Origin of the sequence: Pseudoruminococcus massiliensis, assembly GCF_900291955.1 — a bacterium.
Lineage (GTDB): Bacteria > Bacillota > Clostridia > Oscillospirales > Acutalibacteraceae > Pseudoruminococcus > Pseudoruminococcus massiliensis.
The window spans coordinates 56,012-76,380 of the sequence record NZ_OLMR01000005.1; the positions used below are offsets into that span (position 1 = coordinate 56,012).

The 20,369-nt window shown below is 38.5% G+C and carries 17 protein-coding genes and 1 other annotated feature; all 17 genes read left to right on the top strand.

Annotated features, from left to right (window positions below; all coding sequences use genetic code 11):
- The first annotated feature begins 9 nt into the window (after nucleotides 1-9).
- Nucleotides 10-813 carry an ABC transporter permease gene (locus C9914_RS07740; RefSeq protein WP_242972087.1) on the top strand — a complete coding sequence of 268 codons (804 nt, stop codon included), beginning with the start codon at nucleotides 10-12 and terminating at the stop codon, nucleotides 811-813.
- 12 nt (nucleotides 814-825) lie between these two features.
- Nucleotides 826-1,854 carry an NAD-dependent epimerase/dehydratase family protein gene (locus tag C9914_RS07745; protein ID WP_106764572.1) on the top strand — a complete coding sequence of 343 codons (1,029 nt, stop codon included), beginning with the start codon at nucleotides 826-828 and terminating at the stop codon, nucleotides 1,852-1,854.
- A gap of 18 nt (nucleotides 1,855-1,872) precedes the next feature.
- The gene (locus tag C9914_RS07750; RefSeq protein ID WP_106764573.1) at nucleotides 1,873-3,735 is read left to right on the top strand and encodes a LicD family protein; all 1,863 of its coding nucleotides are present in this window, start codon (nucleotides 1,873-1,875) and stop codon (nucleotides 3,733-3,735) included.
- Between the two features lie 483 nt (nucleotides 3,736-4,218).
- Nucleotides 4,219-4,433: a binding site (T-box leader), on the top strand.
- Nucleotides 4,434-4,473: 40 nt separating this feature from the next.
- Nucleotides 4,474-5,670: a threonine ammonia-lyase gene (gene ilvA, locus C9914_RS07755; RefSeq protein WP_106764575.1), complete on the top strand. Its 1,197-nt coding sequence runs from the start codon at nucleotides 4,474-4,476 to the stop codon at nucleotides 5,668-5,670.
- A gap of 31 nt (nucleotides 5,671-5,701) precedes the next feature.
- The gene (locus tag C9914_RS07760) at nucleotides 5,702-6,076 is read left to right on the top strand and encodes a RidA family protein (RefSeq protein ID WP_022265660.1); all 375 of its coding nucleotides are present in this window, start codon (nucleotides 5,702-5,704) and stop codon (nucleotides 6,074-6,076) included.
- A gap of 145 nt (nucleotides 6,077-6,221) precedes the next feature.
- Nucleotides 6,222-7,760 (top strand): DUF3794 and LysM peptidoglycan-binding domain-containing protein, encoded by a 1,539-nt coding sequence (locus tag C9914_RS07765; protein ID WP_106764577.1) that lies wholly within the window; start codon nucleotides 6,222-6,224, stop codon nucleotides 7,758-7,760.
- 15 nt (nucleotides 7,761-7,775) lie between these two features.
- Nucleotides 7,776-9,254 carry a stage IV sporulation protein A gene (gene spoIVA / locus C9914_RS07770; protein WP_106764579.1) on the top strand — a complete coding sequence of 493 codons (1,479 nt, stop codon included), beginning with the start codon at nucleotides 7,776-7,778 and terminating at the stop codon, nucleotides 9,252-9,254.
- An 888-nt stretch (nucleotides 9,255-10,142) separates the two neighbouring features.
- Entirely contained in the window at nucleotides 10,143-11,039 is an 897-nt protein-coding gene (locus C9914_RS07775) for a transporter substrate-binding domain-containing protein (RefSeq protein ID WP_106764581.1), read from the top strand.
- A 147-nt stretch (nucleotides 11,040-11,186) separates the two neighbouring features.
- Nucleotides 11,187-11,945, top strand: a complete 759-nt coding sequence (locus tag C9914_RS07780) for an amino acid ABC transporter permease (RefSeq protein WP_022265655.1) — start codon at nucleotides 11,187-11,189, stop codon at nucleotides 11,943-11,945.
- Nucleotides 11,946-11,959: 14 nt separating this feature from the next.
- Entirely contained in the window at nucleotides 11,960-12,751 is a 792-nt protein-coding gene (locus tag C9914_RS07785; RefSeq protein WP_106764582.1) for an amino acid ABC transporter ATP-binding protein, read from the top strand.
- Complete coding sequence (locus C9914_RS07790) at nucleotides 12,744-13,388, top strand: cytidylate kinase-like family protein (RefSeq protein WP_022265653.1); 645 nt, start codon at nucleotides 12,744-12,746, stop codon at nucleotides 13,386-13,388. The genes C9914_RS07785 and C9914_RS07790 overlap by 8 nt, the downstream gene beginning before the upstream one ends.
- Before the next feature lie 34 nt (nucleotides 13,389-13,422).
- Nucleotides 13,423-14,643 carry an aspartate aminotransferase family protein gene (locus C9914_RS07795; protein WP_106764584.1) on the top strand — a complete coding sequence of 407 codons (1,221 nt, stop codon included), beginning with the start codon at nucleotides 13,423-13,425 and terminating at the stop codon, nucleotides 14,641-14,643.
- 116 nt (nucleotides 14,644-14,759) lie between these two features.
- Nucleotides 14,760-15,890, top strand: coding sequence for an iron-containing alcohol dehydrogenase (locus tag C9914_RS07800; protein WP_106764586.1), 1,131 nt, complete (start codon nucleotides 14,760-14,762; stop codon nucleotides 15,888-15,890).
- Between the two features lie 475 nt (nucleotides 15,891-16,365).
- Nucleotides 16,366-17,322, top strand: a complete 957-nt coding sequence (hprK, locus tag C9914_RS07805; RefSeq protein WP_022265650.1) for an HPr(Ser) kinase/phosphatase — start codon at nucleotides 16,366-16,368, stop codon at nucleotides 17,320-17,322.
- Between the two features lie 63 nt (nucleotides 17,323-17,385).
- Nucleotides 17,386-18,297, top strand: a complete 912-nt coding sequence (gene murB / locus C9914_RS07810) for a UDP-N-acetylmuramate dehydrogenase (RefSeq protein ID WP_106764587.1) — start codon at nucleotides 17,386-17,388, stop codon at nucleotides 18,295-18,297.
- Nucleotides 18,298-18,312: 15 nt separating this feature from the next.
- Nucleotides 18,313-19,176 carry an RNase adapter RapZ gene (gene rapZ / locus C9914_RS07815; RefSeq protein ID WP_022265648.1) on the top strand — a complete coding sequence of 288 codons (864 nt, stop codon included), beginning with the start codon at nucleotides 18,313-18,315 and terminating at the stop codon, nucleotides 19,174-19,176.
- 13 nt (nucleotides 19,177-19,189) lie between these two features.
- Complete coding sequence (whiA, locus tag C9914_RS07820) at nucleotides 19,190-20,110, top strand: DNA-binding protein WhiA (RefSeq protein ID WP_106764589.1); 921 nt, start codon at nucleotides 19,190-19,192, stop codon at nucleotides 20,108-20,110.
- Nucleotides 20,111-20,369 lie beyond the last annotated feature (259 nt).

Sequence of the window (20,369 nt, forward strand, 5' to 3'; positions counted from 1 at the left end):
AATTTGGGAATGATTTGGAATGACCATAAAGGTTTTGGAAAACAAATCTTTATTCTTGCAAAAAATGAACTTATTAAAACTTATAAAGGTGCGGTGATTGGACCTCTTTGGGCAGTTGTTAAACCAGTATTTACATTGTTTGTTTATTGGTTTGCTTTTGCTATCGGTGTTCGTGGGGGTGCGGCTCGTGATGAGCTTGGCAACGGAACTCCATACTTTATATTCCTTATGGTAGGATTTGTGCCGTGGTTCTTTATAAATGATGCAATTCTTATGGGTTCTAAATCAATTCGAGCCAATAGTCAGTTTGTCACAAAAGTTTCATTCCCTGTTTCTGCAATAATGTCTTATGTTACTCTCTCAAGACTGTTTGTACATTTCTTCTTGTCTATTTTGATGTATGTATATATGCTTCTTGCGGGAATACAGCCAATGTGGTCTAATCTTGAATTTTTCTATTATTGTCCACTGATGTTTATGTTCTTTCTGGCACTTTCGTGGTCTACGGCTCCGATGTGTGCGTTCAGTCGAGATTTTGAAAATATGATAGTTTCCTTTATGTCAGGTCTTTTTTGGCTCTCAGGAATTATCTATAATTCATATACGATAGAATACGATTGGCTTAGAAAGATAATGTACTTCAATCCGATTAACTATTTTGTAAATGGTTATAGAAAGGCATTTCTTACCGGAGCACCGCTTTTCGATAATTCAACAGAAACGATTATATTTTTTGCAGAATTTGCAGTAATAATATTCTTAGGAATCTTTAACTTTACAAGATTAAGAAAAAGATTACCTGATGTGTTGTAATGGAGATGTAGTATGGTAAAAATAGAAAGCCTTTTTGGTGATAACAAATATAGCTATATGCTTGAAGATTTTAAGTATATTGCAAATTCAAATCTAAGCTTTGATAAGCTAAAAAATAAAACTGTTCTCATAGTTGGTGAAAATGACGCTGTAAACGAAAGTACAGCGTTTTCGCTTTTATTGAGAAATGACCTTTTTGGCGATAATATAAAGGTAATATCTGTCGGAAAGCTTAATCAACAGGATAGAGATGACTTTATAGCTATCAATGACTTCTTTGAAAATTTTGATAAAATAGCAGAAAGTGCGATTGATTATATAATCTTTATTTCAACAGATGAATATGATATAGCTAAATCAAAGACACATATAGGTACAATTCTCGCAAAAAGCAAAACGATGATTTCATCTGTTATGGCTCTTGCCACAAGGAAAAAAGCTCGCCTTGTATTTGTTTCTCCTATGAATATTTATGGTTCAGTACATAACGGTTTTGAGCCTATAAAAGAAGATGAAGTGGGATATATTTCTCTGACGGATTCCAAAAATCTTAGCGGAGCAGATGCAAGATTTTCAGAAACCTTAGTAAGTAATTTTGCTAAGGAAAGAGGTCTATCCGTAAGCTTTGCGAGATTACCTATTATGTATGGCTATGGTAGGGGACTTTGTTCAAAAAATAGCAAGAAAATTTTCAAGCTTATTCAGGATTCTAAGACTAATACAGCAATTTTGCCAAAGCTTGCTGATGAAAAAATGAGCGTAGCTTATCTCGCAGATTGCGTAAGAGCAATACTTTTTATCTTGTTAAATGGCAAAGATAATGAGGCTTATAATATAGCTTTCAAGAATAATACAGCTACTCTCCGTATGATACTTACTACTGCAGAAAAGCTTCAAAAGAAAAATCTTACAGCAGAAGAACCACAGGAAAGCTCATTTATGACGCCTTGCTTAATTCTTGATGGTGAAAGGCTTGCAAATCTTGGCTTTAAAGACCACCTCAGACTTGAAGAGGGCGTACAAAAGATTCTCAATTTATAAAGAAGGGCGAATTGCTTAATGAATATATCTGAAATGTTGGGTGAATATGAAAGAGATTACGCTCTTGCGATGCTCGGAGTAGAGGATTTTCCATACCAAAAATTGAGTGGAAAGACGATTGTTGTTGACGGCGAATCTGAATATATGAAGCTTACTGTATGTATGAGCTTGCTTGCTCTTAATGATAAAGAAAAGCTTTCTATTAAGGTTCTTATGCTTGGCAACGGTAATGAACTTTCTGAAAAGCTTGCAGAAAGAAACGATTTTTCACTTTGCAGTTACGAACAGGCTGCCGCTACCGAATATAATTTCTTTATCTCTACTGGTATATGTGGCTTAGAACTTGACGGAACATCTGCGGAGTATTGCAGAATAACAAATAATTTTGCAAGAGCCATTTCAACAGCAAAAAGTTGTCTTGAAAGATGTATTTTGCTTTCAGATTATCGTGTATATGGTGAGCTTGAGCGTGGTTTGGTAATCTCCGAGAATGAAGCAGGCTTTGTTCCATTTTCAAATAACGGCGATATGTCACAAACCACAGCTGTTTCGATAGAAACATATTTTTCTGCATATGCCAAGCAGTTTAATTTGCCAACTATACTTTTGCGTTCAGGCATTTTACTTGGTGCAAAGGCTGAACTTCCTCAAAATTTCACAGATGAACTTTTTAGTGCAGTTGCAGAGGGTAAACAAATTTCATTGCCTAATACACGCAAAAAATATTCATTCACATATCTGAATGAAGTAATCCACGCATTGCTCTATGCTTTCTATGAATTTAAGGAAAATTCTGTGTTTAATGTTATAAGCAGAAATGCGACAGTTTCGGTCGGTATGCTTGCAAGTATGATTTATGACATTTACCCAGAATTTGCAAAAATAGAACTTGCAGCTTGTGAAGATGACCCTTATTATGGCACCGCAATGAATAATGCTATGATAGTTAATTCCGGTTGTGAGCCTCTCCTTGAGCTTAGTGAAATAATTCAGCTTTGCGTAAAGAGCAGACAAACAGAAGAGCCTTTCGGCTATGATGCTTCTCACGAAGGAAAGATGCTAAATATACAGAATGTTCTGGTCGGTTATCTTCTTGAGTTTGATAGAATTTGCCGAAAGCATAATATAAAGTATTTTCTTGGTGGAGGAACTTTGCTTGGTGCAGTAAGGCACGAAGGCTTTATCCCGTGGGACGATGATGCAGATATTATGATGCTAAGAGAGGATTATGATAAATTCCTTGAAATCGCCCAAAGTGAATTGCCAGAAGGTTTAACCTTACAGACCTCTAAAACAGATAAGTATTGTCACTATCCATTTGCGAAAATCAGGCTTGATGATACTATGTTCGCAACAAAGTATTCAAAGACGCATGGCAAAATGAATAATGGTATGGCATTTGACATATTCGCTCATGATAATACCGCAAATTCTGCACTGGGACAAAAGCTTCATTTGCAGTTTACACTTTTAATTCGTGCTATGATATTCAATAAGTGGAACCATCGAAAGATTAATAATAAGAAAAAAGTACAGTCTTTTGTTGCGAATATTTTGAAAGCCATTTTCCCGATAAGAGTTTCACAGTGGATACAGTATAGAATATTTAAAATATTCAAACACAAGAAAAATGCAAAGTATCTTTATGACGGAATGGGCCGAAATGTTTATCATGGAGCATTCCCAAAATCATATCTTGATGAAGTTATTTATGTAAAGATTCATGGCCACGATTTTCCGATTCCAAAGGAATATGATAAGTATTTGACTTATCTTTACGGAGATTATATGAAGCTGCCACCTGCAAGTCAGCGACAAACGAGCCATAGCATAGTACAGCTTGATATGAGCGAATACTCAAAATTTGAAGTGAATAAATAATGTTAGTTTGGTAGAACATCAACATTTTATTGCTCTTTGAGCGGCGGATTTTATCCGCCGCTTTTTTTGTTAGTAATAAGCTTTGGGAATAGATGTAATGGCGAACTGTATTCGCCCGCTCGCCAGTATGTTAGCAAAATCAGTTCCATAAGGGCGGACTTTGTCCGCCCTTACAGGGGCAAGAGAGGTTAAGGGCGTTGCCCTTAAAACCCACCAAAGGCTCCGCCTTTGGAAACTGCGAGCCTTTGAAAAGGCTCGAGCGAAACTTTTATCTGTCTGAGATAAGTGCATCACAACTAATCGTAGGAGCGAACTGTGTTCGCCCGCTTGGCAGTTTAATCCTCTGCGTGAATAAATTTCCTATGCTCACTACGAGCGACATTGTTAAGAGTGACATATTCTTTATATAAAGTCAAAAAATGTTCAGCGAAAAATATTCGCAAAATTCTCTTGACATTTCAAAAGAAAAGCGGTATATATTATATATAAGCTTTGATAGGGAACGGTATTGTGGTTATCCTGTTTCAGAGAGCTGTCGTTTGGTGTAAGACAGTACAGAACCATTTTACAAATCACCCTTGAGCTTGTCGCTGAACATTTTATAAAGATAAGTAGGAGGACACGGTTTCTCACCGTTATTTGAGAGTACATTTGTTGATGTATTAAAAGGTGGTATAGCGAATTATTTCGTCCTTTTAAAGGACGATTTTTTTATTTTATGCGTAAGGAGAAATTATAATGCTGACACTTGACAAAATCTATCACGCTTCATATGTTCTTAAAGAGGTTATCCGCCCAACAGATATGATTAAAGCAACCAATCTTTCAGATGATTGCAATATTTATCTTAAGACAGAAAACTTGCAGGTAACTGGTTCATTTAAAGTTCGTGGTGCTTATTATAAGATTTCACAACTTTCAGAAGAAGAAAAGGCAAAGGGCGTTATTGCTTGTTCCGCAGGTAATCACGCACAGGGTGTTGCACTTGCTGCTGCAAAAAATAATATTAAGTCACTTATCTGTATTCCAAGTGGTGCTCCTATCTCTAAGGTTGAGGCAACAAAGAGCTATGGTGCTGAGGTATGTCTTGTAAATGGTACATATGATGATGCTCACGATAAGGCAGTTGAGCTTCAAAGGGAAAGCGGAGCTACATTTATTCACCCATTTGATGACGAACAGGTTATCGCAGGACAGGGAACAATCGGTCTTGAAATCTTAGACCAGCTTCCTGAACTTGATGCAGTTATCGTTCCTGTCGGTGGTGGCGGACTTATCAGTGGTGTTGCATTTGCCATTAAACAGCTTCGTCCTGATGTAAAGGTTTACGGTGTACAATCCGCAGGCGCTCCATCAATGTATCTTTCAGTTGCTCACGACAAAATCGAAACTTTGCCAGGCGTAAATACAATTTCTGATGGTATCGCAGTTAAGACACCTGGTGATAATACATTTGAAATCTGCAAGCAGTATGTTGATGAGATTATGACTGTAACAGATGATGAGGTTGCAACAGCTATCCTTACACTTATGGAGAAACAAAAGCTTGTAGCTGAGGGTGCAGGAGCAGTATCAGTTGCAGCAGCATTATTTAATAAATTCCCAATTAAGGGCAAGAATGTTGTATGCCTTGTTTCAGGTGGTAATATAGATGTTACAATTCTTTCTCGTGTTATCAATCGTGGTCTTAAGATGACAGGCAGAATAGTTGATATTACACTTGAGCTTACAGATAAGCCAGGAGAACTCCAAAATGTTTCCAAGATTATTGCAGACCTTGGTGCAAATGTAGTTTCAGTAAATCACGACAGAGCAGAAATCAATAGTGACATCAATTCTTGCTATCTTAAGCTATCTATGGAAACTCGTGACCACGGACACATTTTAGCTATCAAAAAAGCTCTTAAAGAGCAAGGATATAATATCATTAACTGATAAATTATTTATTTGAAAGGAAGTTTTTACTATGGCAGAAAAAGTTTACACAAAGAATGCTCCTGATGCAATTGGTCCTTATACACAGGCTATAAAGACAAACGGTTTCGTATTTACATCAGGACAAATCGCAATCAATCCACAGACAGGCAATGTTGAGGCAACAACAATCGAAGGACAGACCGAGCAGGTTATGAAAAACCTCGGAGCAATTCTCGCAGAAGCAGGAAGTTCTTTCGATAAGGCAGTTAAGACAGTATGCTTCTTAGCTGATATGGGTGATTTTGCAGCATTTAATGAGATTTATGGTAAGTATTTTACAAGCAAGCCAGCTCGTTCATGTGTTGCTGTTAAGACACTTCCAAAGAATGTTCTTGTAGAAGTTGAAGTTATAGCTGAGGCTTAAGTAATAATTTTGCAATAAAATTAAAGATTTAAATGCAAAGTGCAGTAGATTTTTTCTACTGCACTTTTTCTGTATAATAAACTGGTTATATTCTCTGCTTTTAATGCATATAAATTTTTAGAACTAAAAAAGGAGAGGATATTGTATGGAATATGTTCTGTTGAAAAAGGCATTGAGTGTGTGCGAAGCTGTGTTTGAGGGCAGTAGTGAACAGCCTGTCGATATAGACTTCACTTTGCCTGATTATTGTCCCGATATAGAGAAAATTTTGAAGTGTACGGCAACTCCGTACATATCAATGAAAAATCTTTCGGGTGGAAACCTTGAGATTGACGGCGTAGTTAATATTAAAGTTTTGTATCTCGATTCCAAGAACAAAACTATAAGGTGCTGTGAGCATACTTCGCCATTCTCTTGCTCATTTACTATCAAGGGAGATTCTGAAAACGCTGTTGCAAGTGTTTCTCTAAAAACGGAATATGTCAACTGCCGAGCCTTGACACCAAGAAGACTTGATATTCATGGTGCATTTACTGTTTCTGCGAGAGTGCTTAAAGAATCTCAGCAGGAAATTCCGGAAGCTGTTCAAGGTGACGATGTTGAGCAGAAAAGCAGTACAGTTCCAATAAGCTCTCTTGTTGGAATTTCGAGCGGAATTATCAACATAAATGAAACTCTTGATATTGGAAAAAACCGTCCTGCACCGCAAACAATTATACGAACTGAACTTACAGTAAGCCATTCCGAACCAAAGCTTGCCGCCGAAAAATTGATTGTTAAGGGCGAGGCGGTTCTGAAAATACTATATGTTACAGACCTTGAAACAGGTGAGCTTGACACAGCAGAATTTAGTATTCCAATAAATGAAATGCTTGATGCCTCAGGAATAAGCGATTCTGATACTTGTGATATGGAGCTAACCGTTCAAAGCTATGAAGCTGGTTTAAAATCTGATTTTGATGATGACAGCACTCTTATAAGCTTTGAGGCAAAGCTTTGTGTAATGGCTACTGTATATAACGAAGATACTGTAAAAATTATAGATGATGCTTATTCAAGAGCGTATGAGCTTGATTTAACCTATAAGCAGATTTCGTGCAGACATATTGCCACAGTTATAGATGACGAAATCAGCGAAAAGAATGATATAAATCTTGATTCCACTATCTCACGAATAATTGATATTTATGGAGATTCTCCACAGTGTTCGTGCGAGTTTCAGCAAGCAGAGGGTAAACTGATGATTAAATGCAAGCTTACTTGCTGTATACTTGGCTGTGACGAGAATGACGCAGTATTCTATACAGAAAAACCGATTGAATTTAGTCGTGAATATGATATAGGAAAAGTAACTAATCCTTCCAGTAAACCGATTGTTGCCCCACTTAGTATAAGTTACCGTATTTCGGGAGAAAACAGCCTTGAAGTTCGTGCTGGAATTTCATTGCATATGGCTGTTTCTGAAAGTATCTCAAAGCGAATAGTCAATGAGATTACAGCAGATGAGGAACAGAAGCGTGAGCGTGATAAAACAGCGGCTCTTACGATTTATTATGCAGACGCAGGAGAAAATCTCTGGAGTATAGCAAGAAACTATTGCACAAGTGTTGAAGCTATAAAAATGCAAAATGATTTAGCTGATGATGTTATATCTGCTCGTGGAATGATTCTTATACCGATGTAAGGGGAGGAAAACACAATGGAAGAGAGAAATATATACAGCGACATTGCACAGCGTACCAACGGCGATATTTATATTGGTGTTGTAGGACCTGTCAGAACAGGTAAATCCACTTTTATCAAGCGTTTTATGGATACGCTTGTTATTCCGAATATCGAAAATGAGCAGACTCGTGGCAGAGCAACCGATGAACTTCCGCAATCAGCAGCAGGCAGAACCATTATGACTACCGAGCCGAAGTTTATTCCCGAAGAGGCTGTTGAGGTCAATATTGGTGGAAATGCAACCTTTCGTGTAAGAATGATTGATTGCGTTGGATATATCGTTCCAAGTGCGATAGGATATATCGAGGACGAACAGCCTCGAATGGTAAAAACGCCGTGGTTTGAGGAAGCTATTCCGTTCAATATGGCTGCCGAAATCGGCACGAAAAAGGTTATTACAGACCATTCAACGATTGGTTTGGTAATTACAACTGATGGTTCTATCAGCGATATTGAGCGTGGGGAGTATGAGGAAGCCGAGGAACGAGTTGTAAATGAGCTTAAAGAAATAAATAAGCCGTTTATTATGCTTCTTAACTCAATGTACCCTAATTCAGCAGAAACAAGAAATCTTGCGAAAATGCTTTCGGAAAAGTATAATGTTCCCGTTGAACCTGTAAGCTGTCCTGAACTTGATGAGGAGGAAATCAAGAGGATTCTTGCTCATGTTCTTTTTGAATTTCCGATAAAGGAAATCAAGGTCGATATGCCTAAGTGGGTTACTTCTCTTGAAAAGGACCATTGGCTCAGAAGCTCTGTTTTCAAGTGCATACAGGATTCATCGAGAGAGGCAAAGCGTATTCGTCAAATTAAAGAAATAACTGACGGAATACAGCAATGCGAATATGTGACATCTGCGGTCGCAACAGCCTTAGACCTCGGCACAGGTCACGCAAGAATGGAAGTAAGGCTCGCCCCTGAATTATTCTATAAGGTACTTGGCGAAAAGACAGGACTTGAGATTGAGGACGAGGGGGCATTGCTTGATACCCTTATGGAGCTTTCTGCAATGCGAGCGGATTTCGAGAAGGTTCGCAAGGCATATGAAGATGTAAATGAAACAGGTTACGGAATTGTTATGCCGACAATGGAAGAGCTTACCCTTGAAGAACCCGAAATTATCAAGCAAGGCGGAAAGTATGGTATTCGTTTGAGAGCTTGTGCACCGTCAGTGCATATGCTCAAGACGGAGATTAAGACGGAAATTACACCAATAGTCGGTTCGGAACAGCAATCCGAGGAGCTTGTGACATATCTGCTAAAAGAATTTGAAGAAGCTCCGTCAAAGATTTGGGAATCAAATATTTTCGGAAAATCTTTGCACGAGCTTGTCAACGAAGGTCTGCACAACAAGCTTTATCGTATGCCAGCTGATGCAAGGAATAAACTCAAGGAAACTATTGAACGCATTATCAATGAGGGTTGTAACGGTTTGATTTGTATCATTCTTTAGCGGCGAGCCGCCGCCCCCGAGACGCAGAATCGGTTTTGCAAGCAAAACCTCGATATTGGCGAGATAAGCTTTTTACCGCGGCCGAAGAATTTACCAATGAAATTCCGCACTACTCCAAGAAAATTAAAAGTTTCGCTCGAGGCGGCGAGCCGCCGCCCCCGAGACGCAGAATCGGTTTTGCAAGCAAAACCTCGACATTGGCGAGATAAGCTTTTTACTGCGGTCGAAGAATTTACCAATGAAATTCCGCACTACTCCAAGACAATTAAAAGTTTTGCTCAAGCTTTTTCAAAAGCTTGCAGGGTCGAGGGACGGAGTCCCTCGTGGGTTTTAAGGGCAACGCCCTTAACATCTCTTGCTCCTTAAATGGCGGACTTCGTCCGCCATTTTTAAACTAATGTTGTCAACAAAAGAAAAAACAGCAAATAAAATTCTATATTTGTTCTTTGTTATGACTTATAAGTCCATTTTGTATATAAAATACTAACTTAGTTATTAAGCTTAGTTATAAATGCACGAAGTTCAGAAAATTCGACAAAAAATGCAAATTACCCCTTGCAATTTCAAAAAAGAGGTGATATACTACAAACATACCAAGTGAAACAAACCACTTGATGAAATTTAAGTAAGACAATGAGGTCACTTTAGTGAGTACGCAACAAAGATGTGCGGAAAACTGGAAGTGACCTTTTTCAGTTTAAGCGGTTCAGGAGGAGTTTCCAATGAGTAAAATTTGCTTTTAAGATAACAGTTTTTATTTATATAATGAAAACAAAAATTTACATAGGGACAAAGGCGTCACTTCAAAGTGCTGAAAAAGAGGGGTTCAGCAAATTATGAAGTGACGCCTTTCTTTATAATCATCTATATTGACAGGAGAGGGTAAGTATGAAAAACAGGATTAAGAAAGTGTTGGCAGTCGCAATGGCAAGCTGTATGACAATGGCAATTTTTGCAGGCTGTGGAGGTTCAGAAACAGCAACTTCATCAGCAGGCTCGACAGGTTCAAGCGATAAGAAGGTTCTTCGAGTTGGTATGGAATGTACCTATGCACCATTTAACTGGACACAGTCATCAGAAAGTATGCCTGATGGTGAAAAGGCTGTAAAGATTTACGGACAAAATACATATGCTTACGGCTATGATGTAATGGTTGCACAGAAAATTGCAAAGGAGCTTGATATGGATGTTGAAGTCCATAAGTTTGAATGGGATTCAATTGGACTTGGACTTGATTCTCAAGAGTATGATTGTATTATTGCTGGTATGGGTAAGACAGCTGTCAGGGCAAAATCTTATTCTTTCACAGAACCGTATTATTATAGAGATAACTGCATTGTTGTAAGAGCTGATTCAGATATTGCTTCGGTTACAGGTCTATCACAGCTCAAGGGTAAGAATGTAAAGATTACAACACAGCTTGGCACAGGTTGGGTTGACTTGCTCGACCAGATTCCTGATGGTGTACTTGGTTCTAACTACGAAACAACTGGTGAAGCATTTATGGCAGTTTCAAATGGGGTTGCAGATGTTGTAGTTATTGATGTACCGACAGCTGAATCTGCATTGCTTACAAACAAAGATTTGAAGCTTATCAAGCTTGATGAAAATGATACCTTCAAGAATGACCAGGAAATGACAAATGTTTGTATCGCAACAAGAAAGAATGATACAGAGCTAAGAGATAAGATTCAAGGTGCTATGGATAAGATTGGCTGGAACGATAAGACAAAGATGGATGAGCTTATGGAAAAGGCAATCGCAGCTCAGCCAGCAGCTAACTAAGCGTAGTATCGCAGATTAAGAAATTAATGATAAGCTAAACAGGAATTTTAGTCAAACACACAGATGTAAATAATTGATACTGTGGCTGCTTTAAAAGGCAGCCATAGATATTCTAAGAATAGTAATGAATTAAGGGGAGAACATTTTATGAATTTTTCCGATCCTAGTAATATGTTTGAATGGATAGTATATATAGCGAACGAATATAAATATATGTTCCTTGAAGGTCTTTGGATAACACTTTATATTGCTGTAATAGGTACATTGGTAGGCTTTATAGTTGGTTATCTCGTTGGTATGGTTCAGGATATTAAAATCAATAAACAGGATAATTTGATTAAGCGTATACTTATGAGAACATTGAAAATTATCTGCCTTGTTTATGTTGAGGTTTTCAGAGGCACACCAATGATAGTACAGGGTATGATTGTTTACTACGGTTTACTTCAGGCAAATGTTAAGATTTCCCCAATATTCGCAGGTATTCTTGTTACTGTTCTTAATACAGGTGCTTATATGGCAGAAACAGTCAGAGGCGGTATCAATTCTGTTGATAAGGGACAAAAAGAGGGTGCTTGGTCGCTTGGTATGTCACCAATGCTTACAATGTTCCGAGTAGTTCTTCCGCAGGCTTTCAAGAATGTTGTTCCTGAAATGGTAAACACATTTCTTACAAACCTCAAGATGACATCTGTCTTGAATGTTATCGGTGTTTCCGAGCTGTTCCTTGTTGCAAAGACAGCCGGTGGTACATACTACAAGTATTTCGAATCATACCTCGTAATTGCAGTTATTTATTTTGTACTTTGCTTCGTACTGAATCGTCTTTTCCTCTTGCTCGAAAAGAAGCTTGCAAAGAAGAAGGATTATGTGCTTGCAGTTGAGTATATGAAAGAATCAGCATAAGGAGAGATTAAGCTATGTCAGAAAAAACAGCAAAAAAGGTTATTGCTATTGAAAATTTAAGCAAGTCCTTTGGTGACCATCAGGTTCTCCGAAAAATAGACTTTGCTGTCGAGAAAGGCGAGGTTATCTGTATAGTTGGTTCGTCAGGCTCAGGTAAATCTACACTGCTACGCTGTATCAATAAGCTTGAACAGCAGACAGACGGCAAGATTTATTTCAACGGCAATGAGGTTGCAGACAAGCAAAAAGAAATCAATGAATACCGCTCAAAAGTAGGTATGGTTTTCCAGTCATTCAATCTCTTTGAAAATATGACCGTTCTCAAGAATTGTATGATTGCGGTTACAAGCGTTTTGCACGAATCAAAGCAGGAAGCTTTTGAGAGAGCTATTAAGCATCTCAAAGCAGTTGGTATGGCACCTTATATAAACGCATATCCATCTCAGCTTTCTGGCGGTCAGAAACAGCGTGTCGCTATTGCAAGAGCTTTGTGTATGAATCCAGAGGTTCTGCTCTTTGATGAACCGACTTCCGCTCTTGACCCTGAAATGGTTGGCGATGTTCTTAATGTAATGAAAGAGCTTGCACATACAGGTCTTACAATGATTATCGTTACTCACGAAATGGCATTCGCAAGAGATGTATCTACAAGAACAATATTTATGGATAGAGGTTACATTGTCGAGGACGCACCTCCTAAGGAACTTTTCTATAATCCTAAGAATCCGAGAACAAGAGAGTTCCTTTCAAGGTTCCTTAATGACCAGAAGAACAAGACTGAAACGGAGGCTGTGGCAAATGGATAATATTGTTATTACAGTTGCTCGTGGCTTCGGTAGCGGTGGTAAGGAAATTGCCTCAAAGGTTGCAAAGGATTTAGGAATATCCTGTTACGAAAACAGAATTCTTACGCTTGCATCTCAGCTCAGTGGTCTTGATGAGGAGCTTTTCAATGAGGTTAATGAGCGTGTCAGAGAAAAGGGTGGCTTTGCGGCATTTATGAAAGGCTTGCCAAGGGCAAGAAATTATATCACAAAAGGAAAATTCGTTTCTGATGATACGCTTTTTGAGTATCAGAAAAAGATTATTGAGGAGCTTGCGGCAACGCAATCTTGCGTAATAGTCGGTAAGTGTGCGGACTGGATACTTAGAGGCAGAGATAATGTAATCAGCCTTTATATTGAAGCACCTCGTGACTTCTGCTTAAAGAGAACAATGGAGCATATGCAGGTTAATGAAGCTGTTGCAGAAAGAAACATTGTTCAGACCGATAAATATCGTGCTAATTACTACAAATATTACACAAAGGGCAACTATTGGACAAATCCAATCAACTATGACCTTACTCTTAACAGCGAAAAGGTTGGCATAGAGCAGTGCGTACAGCTGATTGAAAGCTATGTAAAAATCAAGATGGATTATCTTGGTATCAAAAAGCTATAAAACCTATAATTTATAAATTTTGGAGGAATTTGTTATGAAACTCAGCGAAACAGGACTTACTGCCGAAGAACTAAAGGGCTTAGTTAAGAAGTATATGATTGAAACCTATGAGCGTTTCGATTTCATTGCAGAAACAGCCAAGGATATGTATATCTATGACGAAAAGGGCAACGCTTACCTTGATTTCTATGCAGGTATCGCCGTAAATAGTGCTGGTAACTGCAACGAAAAGGTTGTCAAGGCTATTCAGTCACAGGCCGCTGACCTTATTCATACATTTAACTATCCTTATACAATTCCTCAAGCATTGCTTGCTAAGAAGATTTGTGATACTATCGGTATGGATAAGATTTATTATCAGAATTCAGGCACTGAAGCTAACGAGGCTATGATTAAGCTTGCAAGAAAGTATGGTGTAGATAAGTATGGTCCTGAAAAGTATGAAATCGTTACTGCAAAGATGGGCTTCCATGGTAGAAGCTTTGGCTCAATGTCAGCAACAGGTCAACCGGATTCAGCTATTCAGCAAGGCTTTGGACCTATGACACCTGGCTTTAAGTACGCAGAGTATAACAACCTCAAGGCTTTTGAAGACGCAATCACCGATAAGACAATCGCTATTATGATTGAGCCTGTACAAGGTGAGGGCGGTGTTCACCCAGCTACTAAGGAATTTATGACAGGTCTTAGAAAGCTTTGTGATGAGCGTGGCTTGTTACTTTGCCTTGATGAGGTTCAGTCTGGCTGGTGCAGAACTGGTGAGGTTATGGCATATATGCACTATGGTATTAAGCCTGATATCGTATCAATGGCTAAGGCTATGGGTGGCGGACTTCCAATTGGTGCAATTTGTGCAAAAGACGAAGTTGCAAAGTATTTCACAAGCGGTTCACACGGAAGTACATATAGTGGTAACCCTGTTGCCTGTGCTGCATCACTTGCTCAGATTGGTGAGCTTCTTGATAGAGATTTAGCAGGAAATGCAAAGAAGATGGGCAAATACTTTATGAATAAGCTTAGAGAAGTTGTTCCTCATGTCAAGGAAGTTCGTGGACTTGGACTTTTTGTAGGTGTTGAGTTCGAGGACGGCTTTAATTCAGTAGATATTAAGCATGAATGCTTTGATAGAAAGCTTATTGTTACAGCTATCGGTTCTAATATTATCCGTATGGTTCCACCGCTCATTCTTACAGAGGAGCATTGCGATAAGGCGGCTGAAATTATCGCTGAATCTGTAAAGGCTCTTGAAAAATAATAGAACAGTTTTAAAGTGGCTTTGCTATTCGGACAACTGGGAAAAATATTTCTCAAATGTTTGTGGCAAAGCCAAAACTGATTTTAGAACAGTAATTCGTTGAGGTGTTGACTATGATGAATTTTAATTATTCGCTTCCTGTAAATCTTATGTTCGGAAAAGGCAAATCTAAGCTTGTCGGCGAGGTTTGCAAGGATTATGGCAGAAAAGCTCTCGTTGTAACAGGCGGAAATAGTACCAAGAAATCTGGCTTGCTTGGCAGAGTTACTGCAAGTCTTGAAAAAAGCGGTGTTGGTGCAGTGGTCTTTGATAAAGTTACACAAAATCCGCTGACGACAACTGTCTATGAGGGCGTTGAATTAGCCAAAAAAGAAAGCTGTGATATTATTCTTGGTGTAGGCGGTGGCTCGATTATGGACGCCGCAAAGAGTATAGCTTTCTGTATGAATAATGAGGGCGATATTTCTGATTATATTTTCGGCTTGAAACAGGGTAAAAAGGCTATGACTATTATCCTCATTCCTACAACCTGCGGAACAGGAAGTGAGGGCAATCAGATTGCTGTTCTGACAAATCCTGAAACTAAGGATAAAAAGGCTCTTTATACAATGAATATTCTGCCAAGTGTTTCTATCATTGACCTAGATGTTATGAAAACTATGCCTAAGCATATACTTTCTTCGGTAGGCTTTGATGCTTTTACTCACTCCTTAGAGGCCTATACTTCAAAGAAAGCTAACCCTCTCACAGATGCTCAGGCATTGCTTGCAATTAAGCTTATTGCAAAAAATCTCCCACTGCTTATGACTGATTACAATAATGATGACGCATGGGAGGCTGTAAGCTTGGCGGCAACACTTGGCGGTATGGTAATCGGTGTTGCTGGTGTTTCGGCGGCTCATGGTATGGAACACCCTGCATCAGGTTTGAAAAATATCGTTCATGGCAGAGGTCTTGCGGCACTTACTCCGATTATTGTTGAAAGACTTGCACCCGCACTTCCTGAAAAGTTTGCAGAGGTTTCAAAGATACTTGGCGGAAAAGATGAAAAGGATTGTGCAGACAGCATAAGAGGCTTTTTAAAAGCAATCGACCTTGAAGTAAAGCTTGGAGATTTAGGCATTACTCAAGATGATGTTGAGTGGATGACTGATAACTGTATGAAAATTTCGATTGGAAATTTGAATAACGCTCCAAAGGTGTTTGATAGGGCAGAGGTTGCAGAAATTTATAGCAAAGCAATTTAGCAGGCGGAGTGCATCCGCCGTCAAGATGCGGAATCGCTCGGCAAGCCTCGCTCGTGGTGGATTAGGGAAGATAGTTGCCACGGTAGGGAAAACTACCGATTAGCTAACAGATTTTCATAAGACAGATAAAAGTTTTGCTCAAGCTTTTTCAAAAGCTTGCAGTTTCCAAAGGTGGAGCCTTTGGTGGGTGTTAAGGGCAATGCCCTTAACATCTCTTATTTTCTAAATGGCGGAAAAATCCGCCATTTTTTCTTTTATAAACAATAAACCATTGTATTATAAGTAAACGCAAACTGTATTCACCTTGTTGGTAATATTAAAAAAACAGTGATAAAAAATATTGGTAAGATTAATTAACTTTGGGGCTTTTATTTTTTGAAAATTTATTGTATAATATTATAGAAAGTTTACTGAAATTTTATGCTTCAAGAATCGGAATTTTGTAAAATCAGAAGAAAGTAGGTGCTAATTTCTTATGGATAATAATTTTTCTGTTTCATTAACTAAGGTTATAAAAGAACTTCAGCTTGATACTGCATATATGCCGGGCAATCCTGATGATATTCTTATTACATCAAGAGATGTCATTCGTCCTGGTCTTGAACTTACAGGCTTTCTTGATTATTTCGATAATACCCGTCTTATGCTTATCGGAAATACTGAAAATGCTTATCTTAATAAATTCAGCTCTGAGCAGAGAAAGCATGTAATAGACAGAATATTTGCAATGAAACCTCCTGCCGTTATTGTTACAAGAGGAATAACCCCTTATCACGAACTTATGGATGCTGCTGAAAAACATCAGATTCCTATTTTGCGTACTGCTGACGCTACAAGTGAGGTTTCTGCGGCGATAGTTTCTTATATGAATGTAGAGCTTGCTCCAAGAATTACCCGACATGGTGTTCTCGTTGAGGTTTACGGCGAAGGTTTGTTGATTGTTGGTGATAGTGGAGTTGGTAAGAGCGAAACTGCAATAGAGCTTATCAAGCGTGGACACAGACTTATTGCAGATGATGCTGTCGAAATTCGCAAGGTTTCTAAAAAGTCGCTTGTTGGTGCGGCACCTGAAAATATTCGACACTTTATAGAATTAAGAGGTATCGGTATTATAAATGCAAGAAGACTTTTCGGTATGGGTGCTGTTAAGCTAACAGAAAATATTGATATGGTTATCAACCTTGAGCTTTGGGATAATAAGAAAGTATATGACCGAATGGGTATGGATAACGAAATGACAGATATTCTTGGAATAGAAGTTCCGATTTTGACTATACCTGTTAAGCCTGGTCGTAACTTAGCGGTTATTATTGAGGTTGCCGCTATGAATAACAGACAGAAAAAGATGGGATATAATGCCGCACAGGAACTTCTTGCAAGCTTGGGATTAGTTTATGATGCAGAACCTGAAAAGAAATCTGTTGATTGGTGATAGTTTTTTAGATTATTTGAGAGAAAGGAACATACCTCTTTAAATAGGAGAATTTGTCTGCTTATGAAATATAATTTTGATTTTTTGAATATTTTTACAAATGAAGATATAGAAATTAACCTTGATGAACCAATGAATAAGCACACAAGCTTTAAAATTGGCGGAAAAGCCGATGTATACTGCGAAGTTAAGACAAAAAAAGCCCTTGCGGAACTTATCTGTCTATGTAAGAAAAATGAAATTCCATATTTCATTATAGGAAAAGGCTCAAATCTTCTTATATCAGATAATGGAATAAGAGGAATTGTCATAAGACTTGGCGGAGAATTTTCTGAAATGAGCCTTACTGAAGACGGTTTGATTCGTTGCGGTTCAGGAGCGGCTCTTGCGTCTGTTTGTAGCTATGCACTTAAAAATTCGCTTAGCGGGCTGGAGTTTGCATGGGGAATACCTGGCACAGTCGGTGGTGCGGCATATATGAATGCAGGTGCTTATGGCGGAGAGATGAAAGATATTGTCGAGGCGGTAAGCTACATTGATGAAAATGGCATTCTAAAAAGCTTTAAGCGTGATGAGCTTAATTTTAGTTATCGCAGAAGTGTTTTTACTGATAAGGAATATATTGTAACAGATGTACTTTTTAAGCTTGAAAATAAATCACAAAATGAAATTCGAGAGAAAATGGACGAACTGATGGGCAAAAGAAAGAGTAAACAGCCACTTGAATACCCAAGTGCAGGAAGTACATTTAAGCGACCTGAGGGATATTTTGCGGCGGCACTTATTGAGGAATGTGGACTTAAAGGGGCAAGTGTCGGAGGAGCTGAGGTCAGCGAAAAACATTCAGGCTTTATAATAAATAAAAATAATGCCACTTGTGAAGATGTTAAAAATCTTATTGCATATGTCAAGAAAGAGGTGTATAAGCAAAAGGGTGTAGAGCTTCACTGTGAGGTAAAATTTATTGGAACATAAAACGAGGTGTTATATATGGAATTTATAATTATAACAGGGCTTTCAGGAGCAGGAAAATCCAACGCTATGAGGATTATGGAGGATATTGGCTATTATTGCGTTGATAATATTCCGCCTGTACTGATACCGACATTTTATTCGCTTTGCGAAAAATCGACTGACAAGCATCTTAAAAAGGTTGCAATTGTTACTGATATTCGAGGCGGAGATGTTTTTGACGCATTGTTTGATGCACTTAACAAGCTCAAAAGCAATAACAATAATTATAAAATCCTCTATCTCGATGCAAAGGACGAGGTAATACTCAGAAGATATAAAGAAACAAGGCGTAAGCACCCTCTTGCAGATATTTATCACGGCTCAACTTCAGATGCGGTAAGCTTTGAGAGAGGCTTGCTTGAAACGGTAAGAAATCGTGCAGACTACATAATAGATACTTCTTTTCTTTCGCCTTCACAGCTAAAGGAGAGAATTTCCGCATTATTTCTTGGCGATTCGTCATTCGGACTTGTTGTCAACTGTATGTCCTTTGGCTTTAAGTATGGAACACCATCAGAGGCGGATATTATCTTCGATGTAAGATGTTTGCCAAATCCTTTTTATATTCCAGAGCTTAAAAACTTCACTGGCCTTGATAAGAATGTTTATGATTATGTTATGAAGTGGGACCAGACAAAGGGTTTTCTTGAAAGACTTATTTCTCTTATCGAATATATGCTTCCGCTCTACTGCGATGAGGGTAAGAGCCAGCTTATGATTGCAATAGGCTGTACAGGAGGCAAGCACCGTTCTGTTGCAACTGCACAATACCTTTATGAATATCTTATTAAAAAAGGTTATCGTGCGTCAGTTCACCACAGAGATATAAGAAGAACATAAGGCGGTGCAGTAGATGTCATTTTCTCAAGAGGTTAAGTCTGAGCTTGCTGGAGTGGAGTGCAAAACTATTTCTGAGATGAAGGATCAGGCTTATGGAATGACTATTTTTTCAAAATTACAGCGTTCAGATAAGGTACTTTTTGCAACAGAAAGTCCAATGATTGCAAGAACATATTCTCTACTTATGACGCTGATTACAGGTAGTATTTTCGATGTTAATATACCGCTGAACAGAAAATCTCTTAGAGATAAGCAGATTACTGTTACTTCTCCAGACTTTCCAAGTAGAAATATTTTGCTTAAATTTTTCGGTCATAGCAGTGATGAACTTAGTTTGCATATAAATCGTGCAAATTTTGATTCAGAGGAAAGCTTTCCATCATTTTTGAGGGGGGCTTTTTTATCATACGGAAATGTTACCGACCCACAAAAGGATTATCATTTGGAATTTGTTTCACCTTTTCAGAATCTTGCAAAGGATTTATCTTATCTTATCGAGGAGATAGAACAATTAGCAGTAAAGCCCAAGATTATCAATCGCAAGGGTAGTTTTATTGTCTATCTGAAAGACAGCGATGGCATATCCGACCTTCTTACTTTAATAGGTGCTCAGATGTCAGCCTTGCAAATTATTCAAGAAAAGATGCTTAAATCTGTAAGAAATACTGTTAATCGTAAAATAAATTCAGAAACGGCGAATAGCAATAAGACTGCAAAGGCTTCTGCAAAACAGCTTTTGGCTATTGATAAGATAAAGAAAAAGAGGGGTTTAGAATCCTTGCCGAATGATTTGTATGAGTTAGCAATTTTGAGGGTAGAAAATCCGGAAAGTAGCTTGAGGGAATTGGGTGAGATGTTAAGTCCGCCGATAAGCCGTTCTGGAGTTAATCATAGAATTGAGCGAATAATGGAATTAGCCGAAGAATTAGGATAGTGGAGTGCCTCCACCGTCAAGACGCGGAATCGCATCAGGCAATCAATTAGTTGACAGATTTCCCTAAGACATTTAAAAGTTTCGCTTGAGCCTTTGGTCGCCGTCCGCAGACGGAGAAATACTTTATGCTTCTTAGAGCGCAGGAGGGTAGAAAAACATTCCAGTGGAATGTTTTTCGTAGGGAACCCTCGCAGGGGGTTCCCTGTTTGACTACTGATGCTAACAGAAGAAATAAAGGGGCGGACGAAGTCCGCCCCTT

Excerpts from the sequence above, each read along its gene's own strand:
- C9914_RS07795 (WP_106764584.1), top strand. The coding sequence starts at position 13,423 with ATGAAACTCAGCGAAACAGGACTTACTGCCGAAGAACTAAAGGGCTTA.
- C9914_RS07750 (WP_106764573.1), top strand. The coding sequence starts at position 1,873 with ATGAATATATCTGAAATGTTGGGTGAATATGAAAGAGATTACGCTCTT.
- C9914_RS07780 (WP_022265655.1), top strand. The coding sequence starts at position 11,187 with ATGAATTTTTCCGATCCTAGTAATATGTTTGAATGGATAGTATATATA.
- C9914_RS07790 (WP_022265653.1), top strand. The coding sequence starts at position 12,744 with ATGGATAATATTGTTATTACAGTTGCTCGTGGCTTCGGTAGCGGTGGT.
- C9914_RS07760 (WP_022265660.1), top strand. The coding sequence starts at position 5,702 with ATGGCAGAAAAAGTTTACACAAAGAATGCTCCTGATGCAATTGGTCCT.
- C9914_RS07785 (WP_106764582.1), top strand. The coding sequence starts at position 11,960 with ATGTCAGAAAAAACAGCAAAAAAGGTTATTGCTATTGAAAATTTAAGC.
- ilvA (WP_106764575.1), top strand. The coding sequence starts at position 4,474 with ATGCTGACACTTGACAAAATCTATCACGCTTCATATGTTCTTAAAGAG.
- C9914_RS07740 (WP_242972087.1), top strand. The coding sequence starts at position 10 with ATGATTTGGAATGACCATAAAGGTTTTGGAAAACAAATCTTTATTCTT.
- murB (WP_106764587.1), top strand. The coding sequence starts at position 17,386 with ATGAAATATAATTTTGATTTTTTGAATATTTTTACAAATGAAGATATA.
- C9914_RS07745 (WP_106764572.1), top strand. The coding sequence starts at position 826 with ATGGTAAAAATAGAAAGCCTTTTTGGTGATAACAAATATAGCTATATG.
- spoIVA (WP_106764579.1), top strand. The coding sequence starts at position 7,776 with ATGGAAGAGAGAAATATATACAGCGACATTGCACAGCGTACCAACGGC.
- hprK (WP_022265650.1), top strand. The coding sequence starts at position 16,366 with ATGGATAATAATTTTTCTGTTTCATTAACTAAGGTTATAAAAGAACTT.
- rapZ (WP_022265648.1), top strand. The coding sequence starts at position 18,313 with ATGGAATTTATAATTATAACAGGGCTTTCAGGAGCAGGAAAATCCAAC.
- C9914_RS07800 (WP_106764586.1), top strand. The coding sequence starts at position 14,760 with ATGAATTTTAATTATTCGCTTCCTGTAAATCTTATGTTCGGAAAAGGC.
- whiA (WP_106764589.1), top strand. The coding sequence starts at position 19,190 with ATGTCATTTTCTCAAGAGGTTAAGTCTGAGCTTGCTGGAGTGGAGTGC.
- C9914_RS07775 (WP_106764581.1), top strand. The coding sequence starts at position 10,143 with ATGAAAAACAGGATTAAGAAAGTGTTGGCAGTCGCAATGGCAAGCTGT.
- C9914_RS07765 (WP_106764577.1), top strand. The coding sequence starts at position 6,222 with ATGGAATATGTTCTGTTGAAAAAGGCATTGAGTGTGTGCGAAGCTGTG.